This is a genomic window from Flavonifractor porci, from assembly GCF_037572415.1.
Taxonomy (GTDB): domain Bacteria; phylum Bacillota; class Clostridia; order Oscillospirales; family Oscillospiraceae; genus Flavonifractor; species Flavonifractor porci.
In genome coordinates this window covers 27168-38450 of the sequence record NZ_JBBHLB010000008.1, presented here as the reverse complement: position 1 = coordinate 38450, position 11283 = coordinate 27168, and the positions used below count along the sequence as shown (strand labels likewise).

The 11283-nt window shown below is 60.7% G+C and carries 22 protein-coding genes; all 22 read left to right on the top strand.

All coding sequences use genetic code 11. From position 1 onward, the window contains the following. Window positions 1–74: 74 nt before the first annotated feature. The 22 genes from rpsJ to secY all read left to right on the top strand — a co-directional run bounded on the left by rpsJ (window position 75) and on the right by secY (window position 11281). Window positions 75–389, top strand: coding sequence for a 30S ribosomal protein S10 (rpsJ, locus tag WHJ28_RS08565; protein WP_006573401.1), 315 nt, complete (start codon window positions 75–77; stop codon window positions 387–389). 258 nt (window positions 390–647) lie between these two features. Further along, window positions 648–1373 carry a 50S ribosomal protein L3 gene (gene rplC / locus WHJ28_RS08560; RefSeq protein ID WP_340041664.1) on the top strand — a complete coding sequence of 242 codons (726 nt, stop codon included), beginning with the start codon at window positions 648–650 and terminating at the stop codon, window positions 1371–1373. A gap of 17 nt (window positions 1374–1390) precedes the next feature. Continuing rightward, entirely contained in the window at window positions 1391–2011 is a 621-nt protein-coding gene (gene rplD, locus WHJ28_RS08555) for a 50S ribosomal protein L4 (RefSeq protein ID WP_340041661.1), read from the top strand. Next, a complete protein-coding gene (gene rplW / locus WHJ28_RS08550; protein WP_087187783.1) occupies window positions 2011–2310 on the top strand; it encodes a 50S ribosomal protein L23 in 300 nt (99 codons plus the stop codon). The genes rplD and rplW overlap by 1 nt, the downstream gene beginning before the upstream one ends. Window positions 2311–2325: 15 nt before the next feature. Beyond that, entirely contained in the window at window positions 2326–3159 is an 834-nt protein-coding gene (rplB, locus tag WHJ28_RS08545) for a 50S ribosomal protein L2 (RefSeq protein ID WP_340041657.1), read from the top strand. Window positions 3160–3174: 15 nt separating this feature from the next. Then, a complete protein-coding gene (gene rpsS / locus WHJ28_RS08540; RefSeq protein WP_087187785.1) occupies window positions 3175–3447 on the top strand; it encodes a 30S ribosomal protein S19 in 273 nt (90 codons plus the stop codon). 14 nt (window positions 3448–3461) lie between these two features. Continuing rightward, the gene (gene rplV / locus WHJ28_RS08535) at window positions 3462–3794 is read left to right on the top strand and encodes a 50S ribosomal protein L22 (RefSeq protein WP_087269173.1); all 333 of its coding nucleotides are present in this window, start codon (window positions 3462–3464) and stop codon (window positions 3792–3794) included. 15 nt (window positions 3795–3809) lie between these two features. Next, window positions 3810–4670: a 30S ribosomal protein S3 gene (rpsC, locus tag WHJ28_RS08530; RefSeq protein ID WP_340041653.1), complete on the top strand. Its 861-nt coding sequence runs from the start codon at window positions 3810–3812 to the stop codon at window positions 4668–4670. Then, a complete protein-coding gene (rplP, locus tag WHJ28_RS08525) occupies window positions 4670–5104 on the top strand; it encodes a 50S ribosomal protein L16 (protein WP_340041651.1) in 435 nt (144 codons plus the stop codon). Before rpsC ends, rplP begins: the two co-directional genes overlap by 1 nt. Next, complete coding sequence (gene rpmC, locus WHJ28_RS08520; protein WP_087335576.1) at window positions 5101–5304, top strand: 50S ribosomal protein L29; 204 nt, start codon at window positions 5101–5103, stop codon at window positions 5302–5304. The genes rplP and rpmC overlap by 4 nt, the downstream gene beginning before the upstream one ends. A gap of 17 nt (window positions 5305–5321) precedes the next feature. After that, entirely contained in the window at window positions 5322–5582 is a 261-nt protein-coding gene (gene rpsQ, locus WHJ28_RS08515; RefSeq protein ID WP_050617190.1) for a 30S ribosomal protein S17, read from the top strand. A 12-nt stretch (window positions 5583–5594) separates the two neighbouring features. Further along, window positions 5595–5963 carry a 50S ribosomal protein L14 gene (gene rplN / locus WHJ28_RS08510; protein ID WP_087187790.1) on the top strand — a complete coding sequence of 123 codons (369 nt, stop codon included), beginning with the start codon at window positions 5595–5597 and terminating at the stop codon, window positions 5961–5963. 16 nt (window positions 5964–5979) lie between these two features. Then, complete coding sequence (gene rplX, locus WHJ28_RS08505) at window positions 5980–6297, top strand: 50S ribosomal protein L24 (protein WP_340041643.1); 318 nt, start codon at window positions 5980–5982, stop codon at window positions 6295–6297. Between the two features lie 19 nt (window positions 6298–6316). Next, window positions 6317–6871 (top strand): 50S ribosomal protein L5, encoded by a 555-nt coding sequence (rplE, locus tag WHJ28_RS08500; RefSeq protein ID WP_340041640.1) that lies wholly within the window; start codon window positions 6317–6319, stop codon window positions 6869–6871. 14 nt (window positions 6872–6885) lie between these two features. Beyond that, window positions 6886–7071, top strand: coding sequence for a type Z 30S ribosomal protein S14 (locus WHJ28_RS08495; RefSeq protein ID WP_006573415.1), 186 nt, complete (start codon window positions 6886–6888; stop codon window positions 7069–7071). A 371-nt stretch (window positions 7072–7442) separates the two neighbouring features. Continuing rightward, window positions 7443–7841, top strand: a complete 399-nt coding sequence (gene rpsH / locus WHJ28_RS08490) for a 30S ribosomal protein S8 (protein ID WP_007494638.1) — start codon at window positions 7443–7445, stop codon at window positions 7839–7841. 16 nt (window positions 7842–7857) lie between these two features. Continuing rightward, window positions 7858–8406, top strand: a complete 549-nt coding sequence (gene rplF / locus WHJ28_RS08485; RefSeq protein WP_340041626.1) for a 50S ribosomal protein L6 — start codon at window positions 7858–7860, stop codon at window positions 8404–8406. 14 nt (window positions 8407–8420) lie between these two features. Then, a complete protein-coding gene (gene rplR / locus WHJ28_RS08480) occupies window positions 8421–8780 on the top strand; it encodes a 50S ribosomal protein L18 (protein WP_340041624.1) in 360 nt (119 codons plus the stop codon). 17 nt (window positions 8781–8797) lie between these two features. Continuing rightward, window positions 8798–9298, top strand: coding sequence for a 30S ribosomal protein S5 (gene rpsE, locus WHJ28_RS08475; protein ID WP_087328901.1), 501 nt, complete (start codon window positions 8798–8800; stop codon window positions 9296–9298). 14 nt (window positions 9299–9312) lie between these two features. Beyond that, window positions 9313–9495, top strand: coding sequence for a 50S ribosomal protein L30 (rpmD, locus tag WHJ28_RS08470; RefSeq protein WP_087187796.1), 183 nt, complete (start codon window positions 9313–9315; stop codon window positions 9493–9495). A 13-nt stretch (window positions 9496–9508) separates the two neighbouring features. Further along, window positions 9509–9949 carry a 50S ribosomal protein L15 gene (rplO, locus tag WHJ28_RS08465; RefSeq protein WP_340041620.1) on the top strand — a complete coding sequence of 147 codons (441 nt, stop codon included), beginning with the start codon at window positions 9509–9511 and terminating at the stop codon, window positions 9947–9949. Then, window positions 9950–11281, top strand: a complete 1332-nt coding sequence (gene secY / locus WHJ28_RS08460) for a preprotein translocase subunit SecY (RefSeq protein WP_340041617.1) — start codon at window positions 9950–9952, stop codon at window positions 11279–11281. The last annotated feature ends 2 nt before the right edge of the window (window positions 11282–11283 follow it).

The window sequence follows — 11283 nt, the reverse complement described above, 5'->3', positions numbered from 1 at the left end:
AAGACACCGCGCTTTTAGCCCCGTGGACCCGGCGAAAGCGCACCACTTCGTATGTTTAAGGAGGAACAAACACCATGGCAGCTCAGAAAGAAATGATCCGCATCCGTCTGAAGGCCTACGATCATCAGCTCATCGACCAGAGCGCTGAGAAGATCGTTGAGACCGCCAAGCGCACCGGCGCTTCCGTGTCCGGCCCCATCCCCCTGCCCACCAAGAAGGAAGTCGTCACCATCCTGCGCGCCGTCCATAAGTACAAGGACTCCCGCGAGCAGTTCGAGCGCCGCACTCACAAGCGCCTGATCGACATCCTCAAGCCCTCTCCCAAGACCGTCGAGGCCCTGATGAGCCTGGAGCTCCCCGCCGGTGTGGAGATCGAGATCAAGCTGTAAGAGACAGCAATCCATTCCTTTGTTTGTACCGCAGTCCGCCGCGTTTTGAGGCGGACGGGTCAAGTTGGCCGAGCAATAGCCAAGCGTCCGAGCCGTTGTGAGCAGCGGCACAGTGAACCGCACAGACGAAAAAACAGGCGACGCCGAAGGCGGAGCGGCATTTTTCGCGGAGCGGTGAACAGTGACCGCGTTGCGAACAGGCGAGGCGTGATGAGGGCTAACTCGCCCAACCAATAACCTTATTAAGGAGGAAAAAACATGGAAAAGGCCATTATCGGCAAGAAGGTCGGCATGACGCAGATCTTCGACGAAGCCGGCAAGGTCATCCCGGTCACCGTCATCGAGGCGGGCCCCTGCACCGTGGTGCAGAAGAAGACCGAGGAGAAGGACGGCTACAACGCTGTTCAGCTGGGCTACGGCGACGTAGCCGACAAGAAGCTCACCAAGCCTGAGCTGGGTCACCTGAAGAAGGCTGGCGAGGCCCGCAAGCGCACCCTGAAGGAGTTCAAGCTGGCTGACTGCGACGCCCTGAACGTGGGCGACGAGGTCAAGGTCGACGTGTTCGCCGAGGGCGACCGCGTGGACGTGACCGGCATCAGCAAGGGCCACGGCTACCAGGGCGTTATCAAGCGTCACGGCGCCGCCCGCCTGAAGGAATCCCACGGTACCGGCCCTGTGCACCGTCACGCCGGCTCCATGGGCTCCAGCACCGATCCCTCCCGTATCTTCAAGGGTAAGATCGGCGCCGGCCAGATGGGTAACGAGCAGGTCACTGTTCTGAACCTGGACGTCATCAAGGTTGACTCCGAGCTGGGCATCATCGCTGTCCGCGGCGCCATCCCCGGCCCCAAGGGCGGCATTGTGTACCTGCGCAACTCCGTGATCAACGTGAAGGAGAAGGGCGCCGCTGCCGGCATCTCCAGCAACCCGCAGAAGGCTTCCGCCCGCGTCAATCCCCAGAAGGCTTCCGCCCGTAACAAGTAAGAAAGGAGAGAACTCAAATGCCTAAGGCAATTCTTGTGAACATGGCCGGCAATCAGGTCGGCGAAGTGGAGCTCTCCGAAGCTGTGTTCGGGATCGAGCCCAATCAGACCGTTGTCCACGAGGTGGTCAAGAACCACCTGGCCAACTGCCGTCAGGGCACCCAGTCCGCTCTGACCCGCGCCGAGGTTTCCGGCGGCGGCATCAAGCCCTGGCGTCAGAAGGGCACCGGCCGTGCCCGTCAGGGTTCCACCCGCGCTCCCCAGTGGACTCACGGCGGTATCGTTTTTGCTCCCAAGCCCCGCGACTACAGCTACGTGCTGAACAAGAAGGTCAAGCGTCTGGCTCTGAAGTCCGCTCTGTCCGCCAAGGCCGCCTCCGGCGACATTGTGGTTGTGGACAGCCTGAACATGGACGCCATCAAGACCAAGACCATGCAGGGCTTCCTGAGCACCGTGGGCGCCAAGAAGGCCGTCATCGTGACCCCCGAGGTCAACGAGACCGTCATCAAGTCCGCCCGCAACATCCCCGGCGTGGTGACCACCACCGCCAAGATCCTCAGCGTGTACGACATCGTGAACGCTGGCAAGTTTATCGTAGATAAGGCCGCTCTGGCCGTCATCGAGGAGGTGTTTGCGTAATGGCTACCACCGCTTATGATATCATCAAGCGCCCCATCATCACCGAGCAGTCCATGGCCGAGACCGAGGCCAAGAAGTATACCTTCGAGGTGGCCAAGAGCGCGAACAAGATCGAGATCGCCAAGGCCGTCGAGGAGATCTTCGGCGTGAAGGTCGCCAAGGTCAACACCCTGAATATGCAGGGCAAGGCCAAGCGCACCGGCCGTTTCCCCGCTGGCCGCCGCGCCAACTGGAAGAAGGCTATGGTTACCCTGACCGAGGACTCCAAGACCATCGAGTTCTTCGAGGGCATGGTGTAAGGAGGATAAGGAACAATGGCTATCAAAACTTATAAGCCCACTACGCCCTCCCGTCGCCACATGACCGTGAGCGCCTTCGAGGGCATCGACAAGAAGGCCAAGCCCGAGCGCAGCCTGCTGGAGAACCTGAAGAAGAATGCCGGCCGCAACAGCTACGGCCGCATCACCGTCCGCCATCGCGGCGGCGGCAACAAGAAGAAGTACCGCATCATCGACTTCAAGCGCGACAAGGAAGGTACCGCTACTGTGATCAACCTGCAGTACGATCCCAACCGTTCCGCCAACATCGCCCTCATCCAGTATGAGGATGGCGAGAAGCGCTATATCCTGGCTCCTGTGGGCCTGAAGTCCGGCCACATCATCATGACCGGCCCCGACGCCGACATCCTGCCCGGCAACTGTCTGCCCATCGCCAACATCCCCGTGGGTGAAATGATCCACTGCGTGGAGCTGTACCCCGGCAAGGGCGCTCAGCTGGTCCGCGCCGCCGGCGAGGCCGCTCAGCTGATGGCCAAGGAGAACGGCATGGCTCAGGTCCGCCTGCCCTCCGGCGAGGTGCGTTATATCCGCGAAAACTGCAAGGCCACCATCGGCCAGGTCGGTAACACCGACTGGGCCAACATCCAGATCGGTAAGGCCGGCCGTAAGCGTCATATGGGTTGGCGGCCCACCGTGCGTGGTTCCGTCATGAACCCCAATGACCACCCCCACGGCGGCGGCGAGGGCAAGAGCCCCGTCGGTCGTCCCGGCCCTGTTACCCCCTGGGGCAAGCCTGCTATGGGTTACAAGACCCGCAAGCTGAAGAACCGCACCGAGAAGTTCATCGTCAAGCACCGCAACGCGAAGTAAGGGAGGCAGTAAAAGATGAGCAGAAGTATCAAGAAAGGCCCCTTTTGCGCCCCCGAGCTGCTGAAGCGGGTCGACGAAATGAATCAGACCGGCGAGAAGAAGGTCCTGAAGACCTGGAGCCGCGCCTCCACCATCTTCCCCTCCTTCGTCGGACACACCTTTGCCGTGCACGACGGCCGCAAGCACGTTCCCGTCTATGTGACCGAGGATATGGTTGGCCACAAGCTGGGCGAGTTCGCCCCCACCCGTACCTTCCGCGGCCACGCCGGCGCCAAGTCTGGTAAGTAAGGAGGAGAGAGAACATGGAAGCTAAAGCACATCTGAGATATACCCGTATCTCTCCCCGTAAGGTCCAGATCGTCTGTGACCTGATCCGCGGCAAGAGCGTAGCCCAGGCCACCGCCATCCTGATGGCCACCCCCAAGGCTGCCTCCGAGCTGCTGCTCAAGCTCCTCAAGAGCGCCGCTGCCAACGCGGAGAACAACCATCAGATGGACCCCGAGAAGCTGTATGTTTCCCAGGTGTTCGCCTGCCCCGGCCCCATCATCAAGCGGATGCGTCCCCGGGCTCAGGGCCGCGCCTATCGGATCAACAAGCGCACTTCTCACATCACCATCTGCGTGGCTGAGCGCTAAGGGAGGAGGAAGAATATGGGACAGAAAGTGAATCCCCACGGCCTGCGCGTGGGTGTCATTAAGGATTGGGACTCCCGCTGGTATGCCCGCAACGAGAAGGTGGGCGACCTGCTGGTGGAGGACAAGAAGATCCGGGACTACCTGAAGAAGACCCTGTATTCCGCCGGTATCCCCAAGATCGAGATCGAGCGCGACAACGCCAAGGTGCGCATCTACCTGCACTGTGCCCGTCCCGGTGTGGTCATCGGTAAGGGCGGCGAGGCCATCGAGGCCCTGCGCCTGAAGGTGGAGAAGATGATCGGCAAGAGCGTGGCCCTCAACATCGTTGAAGTCAAGAGCCCCGACATGGACGCTCAGCTGGTGGCCGAGAACATCGCCCAGCAGCTGGAGAAGCGCATCGGCTTCCGCCGCGCCATGAAGAACGCCATGGGCCGCGCCATGCGCATCGGCGCCCGGGGCATCAAGACTCAGGTGTCCGGCCGTCTGGGCGGCGCCGAGATCGCCCGCACCGAGCACTATCACGACGGCACCATCCCCCTGCAGACCCTGCGCGCCGACATCGACTACGGCTTCGCTGAGGCTGCCACCACCTACGGCCGCATCGGCGTGAAGGTGTGGATCTACAAGGGCGAGGTGCTCACTCAGACCCTGCGTACCACCCCCCGCACCCTGGACACCAAGAACTTCAAGGAGCGCTCCGACCGTCCCCGCCGCGATCGCCGCGACGGTGACCGCAAGGGCGGCTTCAACCGCAACGGTGGCTTCAACCGCAACGGCGGCAACCGCCAGGGTGGTTTCAATAACAACCGTCCCCAGGGCGGCCGTCCTCAGGGCGGTGCTCGTCCTGCCGCTGCCAAGGAAGGAGGCGCTCAGTAATGCTGCTGCCCAAGCGCGTTAAGTATCGCCGCGTGCATCGCGGCCGCCTGAAGGGCAAGGCCCTGAAGGGCAACACCGTGACCTACGGTGAGTTCGGCCTCCAGGCCACCGAGCCCAGCTGGATCACCAGCAACCAGATCGAGGCCGCCCGTATCGCCATGACCCGTTACACCAAGCGTGGCGGTAAGGTTTGGATCAAGATCTTCCCCGATAAGCCCATCACTGAGAAGCCCGCTGAGACCCGAATGGGTTCCGGTAAGGGCTCCCCTGAGTACTGGGTGGCCGTGGTTAAGCCCGGCCGTGTTATGTTCGAGATCGCCGGCGTCTCCGAGGAGGTCGCCCGCGAGGCCCTGCGTCTGGCTTCTCACAAGCTGCCTGTCAAGTGCAAGATTGTGACCAAGCAGACCGCCGAGACCGAGAATGGTGGTGAATGAAGATGAAGGCTACTGAAATCCGTAAGATGAGCGCCGAGGAGCTGACCAGCAAGCTGGGCGACCTGAAGAAGGATCTCTTCCAGCTCCGTCTTCAGCACGCTACCAATCAGCTGGAGAACCCGGTGAAGATCGCTGAGGTCAAGCGGGACATCGCCCGCGTCAAGACCGTTATCCGTGAGCTTGAGCTCGCAGGCCGATAAGAAGGAGGAACTAGATCATGGAAAACAGAACTTCTTCCCGCAAGACCAGAGTCGGCCTGGTGGTTTCCGATAAGATGGACAAGACCGTGGTGGTGGCCATCGCCGACCGTGTGGCCCACCCCCTGTACAAGAAGATCGTCAAGAGCACTTACAAGCTGAAGGCCCACGACGAGAACAACGAGTGTGGTATCGGCGACCGCGTGCGGGTCATGGAGACCCGGCCCCTGTCCAAGGACAAGCGCTGGCGCGTCGTCGAGATCATCGAGAAGGCGAAGTAAGGAGGTGCCGGTATGATTCAGCAGGAAACTTATCTGAAGGTGGCCGACAACACCGGCGCCAAGGAAATCAAGACCATCCGCGTGCTGGGCGGCTCCAGCCGCAAGTTTGGCAACATCGGCGACGTGATCGTGGCTTCCGTCCGCAAGGCTCAGCCCGGCGGCACCGTGAAGAAGGGCGAGGTCGTGAAGGCCGTTATCGTCCGTTCCGCCAAGGGCGTCCGCCGCGCTGACGGCAGCTACGTCCGCTTTGACGAGAACGCCGCCGTCCTCATCAAGGACGACAAGAATCCCCGCGGTACCCGTATCTTTGGGCCCGTGGCCCGCGAGCTGCGCGACAAGGATTATATGAAGATCCTGTCCCTGGCTCCCGAAGTGCTGTAAGGGGGTAGGAGAAGACATGAATAAGATGAGCATTCGCAAGGACGATACCGTCATCGTCCTGTCCGGTAAGGACAAGGGCAAGCAGGGCAAGGTCCTGGAGGTACAGCCCCGTGAGGGCAAGGTCGTCGTCGAGAAGATCAACGTGGTCTCCCGTCACACCAAGCCCCGCAAGCAGGGCGAGCAGGGCGGCATCATCAAGAAGGAAGCCCCCATCTACGCCTGCAAGGTGCAGCGCGTCTGCCCCAAGTGCAACAAGCCCACCCGGCCCGCCCACAAGCTGCTGGCCGACGGCAAGAAGGTCCGCATCTGCAAGAAGTGCGGCGCCGAGATCTGAGAGAGGAGGAGTATAGACAATGGCTGATAAGAAAATGCCCAACCTGAAGGCGAAGTACCAGGCCGAGGTCGCTCCTGCTCTGATGCAGAAGTTCGGCTACAAGTCCACCATGCAGATCCCCAAGATCGACAAGATCGTGGTCAACTGCGGCTGCGGCGAGGCCCGCGACAATGCCAAGGTTCTGGAGGCTGTTGTGGGCGATCTGACCAAGATCACCGGCCAGAAGGCCATCATCACCAAGGCCAAGAAGTCCGTGGCTAACTTTAAGCTGCGTGAGGGTATGCCCATCGGCGCCAAGGTCACCCTGCGTGCCGACCGTATGTGGGAGTTCCTGGACCGCCTGTTCAACGTGGCCCTGCCCCGCGTGCGTGACTTCCGGGGTATCAACGGCAACTCCTTTGACGGCCGCGGCAACTACGCCCTGGGCATCAAGGAGCAGCTGATCTTCCCCGAGATCGAGTACGATAAGATCGACAAGATCCGCGGCCTGGACGTGGTCATCTGCACCACCGCCAAGACCGACGAAGAGGCCAAAGAGCTGCTGACCCTGATCGGCGCTCCCTTTGCCCGCTAAAGGAGGAGAACGTAATGGCTAAAAAGTCTATGATCCTGAAGCAGCAGGCGGAGCCCAAGTTCTCCACCCGCCGCTACAATCGCTGCAAGATCTGCGGCCGTCCCCACGCCTATCTGCGGGACTACGGCATCTGCCGTATCTGCTTCCGCGAGCTGGCCTACAAGGGCCAGATCCCTGGTGTGAAGAAGGCCTCCTGGTAATCAGGACAGCCTGAATGACGCAAGCGCCCGCGCCCGGCGTGCGAAAGCACGTCAGGCGCTTGCGTTGCGTACTGAGATTTTTGGATCTGCATAGCAGTCCAAAAAATAAAATTCTCCGTTTAGGAGAAAAACCCTGAGATTGTGTCAATCCGACTGTGAAAAATGAATAAGTGACGCCCTCTCCACGGGGTAGGGTAGGGCATTCCTCCAAAAGTTTGGCGGAACGTCACTTTTTCCTTTTCACAGAAGGGTTTTCACGATATAATAATTCCTTGGCAGACGGTTAAAAGGTCGGAGCCCCGCGAACTCCGATACCTTACCGCCTTAACGGGTCTTCTCACGGCCCGTAATTCAAAAAGGAGGGTAAACTCATGCACATCACAGACCCCATTGCGGATATGCTGACCCGCATCCGCAACGCGAACAACGCCAAGCATGACACCGTGGACGTCCCCGCGTCCAACATGAAGAAGTCCATCGCGCAGATCCTGCTGGATGAGGGCTATATCAAGAACTTCCAGCTGATCGACGACGGCACTCAGGGCGTCATCCGCGTTACTCTGAAGTACAACCCCGGCAAGGAGAAGGTCATCACTGGTCTTCGCCGCGTTTCCAAGCCCGGCCTGCGTGTCTATGCCGGTGCTGACGAGCTGCCCCGGGTCCTCCACGGCCTGGGTATTGCCATCGTGTCCACGTCCAAGGGCGTCATGACTGACAAGGCTGCCCGCGCAGCCCATGTCGGCGGCGAGGTCCTGGCGTTTGTCTGGTAAGGAGGGAGAGTAGAAAATGTCTCGTATCGGAAGAATGCCGATCTCCATCCCCGCCGGTGTGGACGTGAAGATCGAAGCCGGTAACCTGGTTACCGTGAAGGGTCCCAAGGGCACCCTGACCCAGCAGCTGCACCCCAACATGAACATTGCCCAGGAGGGCGATGTGATCCATGTCACCCGCCCCAATGACGAGAAGGAGAACCGCAGCCTCCACGGCCTGACCCGCACCCTGCTGCACAACATGGTGGTGGGCGTGACCGAGGGCTACAAGAAGGAGCTGGACGTCAACGGCGTCGGCTACCGTGTGGCCAAGGAAGGCAACAAGCTGGTCATGAACCTGGGCTTCTCTCATCAGGTGATCGTCGAGGAGATCGACGGCATCACCATCGAGGTCCCCAGCGCCAACAAGATCGTCATCAGCGGCGTCGACAAGCAGAAGGTCGGCCAGTTCGCCGCCGAAGTGCGCGAGAAGCGTCCCCCCGAGCCTTATAAGGGCAAGGGCATCAAATACACCGACGAGGTCATCCGCCGCAAGGAAGGCAAGACCGGCGTCAAGAAGAAATAAGGAGGTGTGCCACTATGATCAACAGACCCGATACCAACGCTCAGCGGCTTAAGCGCCACAAGAGAGTGCGCGGCAAGATTTCCGGCACGCCCGAGCGTCCCCGTCTCAATGTGTTCCGCAGCAACACCAACATCTATGCCCAGATCATCGACGATGTGAACGGCAAGACTCTGGTGTCCGCTTCCTCCATGGATAAGGGCTTTGAGGGCAAGGGCTCCGACTGCGAGGCCGCCAAGAAGGTTGGCCTGGCTGTCGCCGAGCGCGCCAAGGCCGCCGGCATCGAGAACGTCGTGTTCGACCGCGGCGGTTACGTCTACCACGGCCGCGTACAGGCCCTGGCCGAAGGCGCCCGTGAGGGCGGCCTGCAGTTCTAAGGGAGGAGGAAGATTAAATGGCTCGTTTTGAAAGAGAACCCAGCGAGTTCACCGAGAAGCTGGTTGCCCTGAACCGCGTGTCCAAGACCGTTAAGGGCGGTCGTATCTTCAAGTTTGCCGCCCTGATGGTGGTAGGCGACGAGAAGGGCCGCGTGGGCTTCGGCCTGGGCAAGGCCGCTGAGGTGCCCGAGGCCATCCGCAAGGGCATCGAGGATGCCAAGAAGAATATGTGCAACGTGACTCTGTCCGGCACTACCATTCCCCACGAGGTCATTGGCGAGTTCGGCGCCGGCCGCGTGCTCCTGAAGCCCGCTGCCCCCGGTACCGGTATCATCGCCGGCGGCCCCGTCCGCGCCGTCATGGAGGCCGCCGGCATCCGTGACATCCGCGCCAAGTGCCTGCGCTCCAACAACCCGCAGAACGTGGTCTCCGCCACCTTCGAGGGCCTGAAGGCTCTCCGTGGCCCCGAGGAGGTCGCCCGCATCCGCGGCAAGAGCGTCAGCGAGATCGTAGGTTAAGGAGGGCCGTGAACATGGCTAATCTGAACATCAAGCTGGTCAAGAGCCTGAACGGCCGCATTGCCAAGCATAAGGCCACCGCCGAGGCTCTGGGGCTGCGCCACATCGGCGACACCACCGTACAGCCCGACAACGAGGCTACCCGCGGCAAGATTGCCCACATCGGCTATCTGCTGCAGGTGACCGAGGAAAAGTAAGGAGGTGCGCGAAATGAATCTGCATGATCTTTCCCCCGCTGCCGGTTCCAACCCCAAGGCTTACCGCAAGGGCCGCGGCAACGGTTCCGGTAACGGCAAGACTGCCGGCCGCGGTCAGAAGGGCCAGTGGTCCCGTTCCGGCGGCGGCGTCCGCGTGGGTTTTGAAGGCGGCCAGATGCCTCTGACCCGCCGTATCCCCAAGCGGGGCTTCAACAACATCTTTGCCAAGCCCCTGGAGGCCATCAACGTTGCCGCTCTGAACAAGTTCGAGGACGGCGCTGTGGTCAATGTGTGCGACCTGCTGGAGAAGGGCATCCTCTCCAAGTGTGAGTATGGCTACAAGGTGCTGGGCAACGGCACCCTGACCAAGAAGCTGACCGTCCGTGCCTCCGCTTTCTCCGCCTCCGCCAAGGAGAAGATCGTGGCGGCAGGTGGAAAGTACGAGGTGGTCTAAGTGATCGAGACCATCCGTAACGCGTGGAAGATCCCCGAGCTGCGCAAGAAGATCCTTTTTACCGTCTTCGCGCTGCTCATCTTCCGGCTGGGCTCGGTGGTTCCTGTTCCCTTTATCAACAGTGATCTGCTGGGCGACACCCTGAACAGCATGGGCGGTATTTTCTCCCTGCTGGGCACCATGAACGGCACCGCCTTCTCCATGGCCGCCGTTTTTGCCCTGGGCGTACAGCCGTATATCAACAGCTCCATCATCATCCAGCTGCTCACCGTGGCCATCCCCGCCCTGGAGCGTCTCCAGCGGGACGGCGGCGAGGAGGGGCGGAAGAAGATCGCGGCCATCACCCGTTACGTGACCGTGGCTATCGCTATCCTGCAGGGCCTGGGCTACTATACCCTGGTCGCCAGCACCAACAACGGTATCTTGCTGGACACCGCCGGTCTGCCCGGCTGGTGGGTGGCCGTTGTGATCATTCTGTGCTTTACCGCCGGTTCCGCCTTTGTTATGTGGCTGGGTGAGCAGATCACCGAGTTCGGCATCGGCAACGGCATCTCCATCATCCTGTTCGCCGGCATCCTGTCCCGGGTGCCCAGCATGGTCGCCACCATCTACGCCGGCATCATGAATAACCTCAACGGCATCACCGGCGAGGGTATCTTCAATCTGCCCTGGTGGGGCGCCATCCTCATCGTCATCGGTATGCTGGCCATTGTGGTGCTCATCGTGTTCATCCAGAACTCCGAGCGCCGCATCCCCGTCCAGTATGCCAAGCGGGTGGTGGGCCGTAAGATGTACGGCGGCCAGTCCAGCCACATCCCCCTGAAGGTGAACATGAGCGGCGTTATGCCCATCATCTTCGCTCAGGCCATTGCCTCTCTGCCTGCCACCATCGGTATGTTCTTCGGCAAGAGCGCCAACAGCGAGGGCGGCTGGGGCGTGTTCCTCAGTGTGTTCAACACCACCAGCGCTGTTTATATCATCGTTTATTTCCTGCTGATCGTTGGCTTCAGCTACTTCTATTCCACCATGCAGTTCAATCCCGTGGAAGTGGCCAACAATCTCAAGAAGAACGGCGGCTTTATCCCCGGCTTCCGTCCCGGCAAGCCCACCGCCGACTTTATCCACAAGGTTCTGGGTAAGATCACCATGTTTGGTGCCCTGTATCTGGCCATTATTGCCATCGCTCCCATTGTCACCGGCGCCATCATCGGCGTCAGCAGCCTGGCCATCGGCGGTACTTCCGTCATCATCGTGGTGGGCGTTGCTCTGGAGACTACCAAGGCGATGGAGGCTCAGATGATGATGCGCCACTACAAGGGCTTCCTGGAGTAAGG

Excerpts from the sequence above, each read along its gene's own strand:
- rpsJ (WP_006573401.1), top strand. The coding sequence starts at position 75 with ATGGCAGCTCAGAAAGAAATGATCCGCATCCGTCTGAAGGCCTACGAT.
- rplC (WP_340041664.1), top strand. The coding sequence starts at position 648 with ATGGAAAAGGCCATTATCGGCAAGAAGGTCGGCATGACGCAGATCTTC.
- rplD (WP_340041661.1), top strand. The coding sequence starts at position 1,391 with ATGCCTAAGGCAATTCTTGTGAACATGGCCGGCAATCAGGTCGGCGAA.
- rplW (WP_087187783.1), top strand. The coding sequence starts at position 2,011 with ATGGCTACCACCGCTTATGATATCATCAAGCGCCCCATCATCACCGAG.
- rplB (WP_340041657.1), top strand. The coding sequence starts at position 2,326 with ATGGCTATCAAAACTTATAAGCCCACTACGCCCTCCCGTCGCCACATG.
- rpsS (WP_087187785.1), top strand. The coding sequence starts at position 3,175 with ATGAGCAGAAGTATCAAGAAAGGCCCCTTTTGCGCCCCCGAGCTGCTG.
- rplV (WP_087269173.1), top strand. The coding sequence starts at position 3,462 with ATGGAAGCTAAAGCACATCTGAGATATACCCGTATCTCTCCCCGTAAG.
- rpsC (WP_340041653.1), top strand. The coding sequence starts at position 3,810 with ATGGGACAGAAAGTGAATCCCCACGGCCTGCGCGTGGGTGTCATTAAG.
- rplP (WP_340041651.1), top strand. The coding sequence starts at position 4,670 with ATGCTGCTGCCCAAGCGCGTTAAGTATCGCCGCGTGCATCGCGGCCGC.
- rpmC (WP_087335576.1), top strand. The coding sequence starts at position 5,101 with ATGAAGATGAAGGCTACTGAAATCCGTAAGATGAGCGCCGAGGAGCTG.
- rpsQ (WP_050617190.1), top strand. The coding sequence starts at position 5,322 with ATGGAAAACAGAACTTCTTCCCGCAAGACCAGAGTCGGCCTGGTGGTT.
- rplN (WP_087187790.1), top strand. The coding sequence starts at position 5,595 with ATGATTCAGCAGGAAACTTATCTGAAGGTGGCCGACAACACCGGCGCC.
- rplX (WP_340041643.1), top strand. The coding sequence starts at position 5,980 with ATGAATAAGATGAGCATTCGCAAGGACGATACCGTCATCGTCCTGTCC.
- rplE (WP_340041640.1), top strand. The coding sequence starts at position 6,317 with ATGGCTGATAAGAAAATGCCCAACCTGAAGGCGAAGTACCAGGCCGAG.
- WHJ28_RS08495 (WP_006573415.1), top strand. The coding sequence starts at position 6,886 with ATGGCTAAAAAGTCTATGATCCTGAAGCAGCAGGCGGAGCCCAAGTTC.
- rpsH (WP_007494638.1), top strand. The coding sequence starts at position 7,443 with ATGCACATCACAGACCCCATTGCGGATATGCTGACCCGCATCCGCAAC.
- rplF (WP_340041626.1), top strand. The coding sequence starts at position 7,858 with ATGTCTCGTATCGGAAGAATGCCGATCTCCATCCCCGCCGGTGTGGAC.
- rplR (WP_340041624.1), top strand. The coding sequence starts at position 8,421 with ATGATCAACAGACCCGATACCAACGCTCAGCGGCTTAAGCGCCACAAG.
- rpsE (WP_087328901.1), top strand. The coding sequence starts at position 8,798 with ATGGCTCGTTTTGAAAGAGAACCCAGCGAGTTCACCGAGAAGCTGGTT.
- rpmD (WP_087187796.1), top strand. The coding sequence starts at position 9,313 with ATGGCTAATCTGAACATCAAGCTGGTCAAGAGCCTGAACGGCCGCATT.
- rplO (WP_340041620.1), top strand. The coding sequence starts at position 9,509 with ATGAATCTGCATGATCTTTCCCCCGCTGCCGGTTCCAACCCCAAGGCT.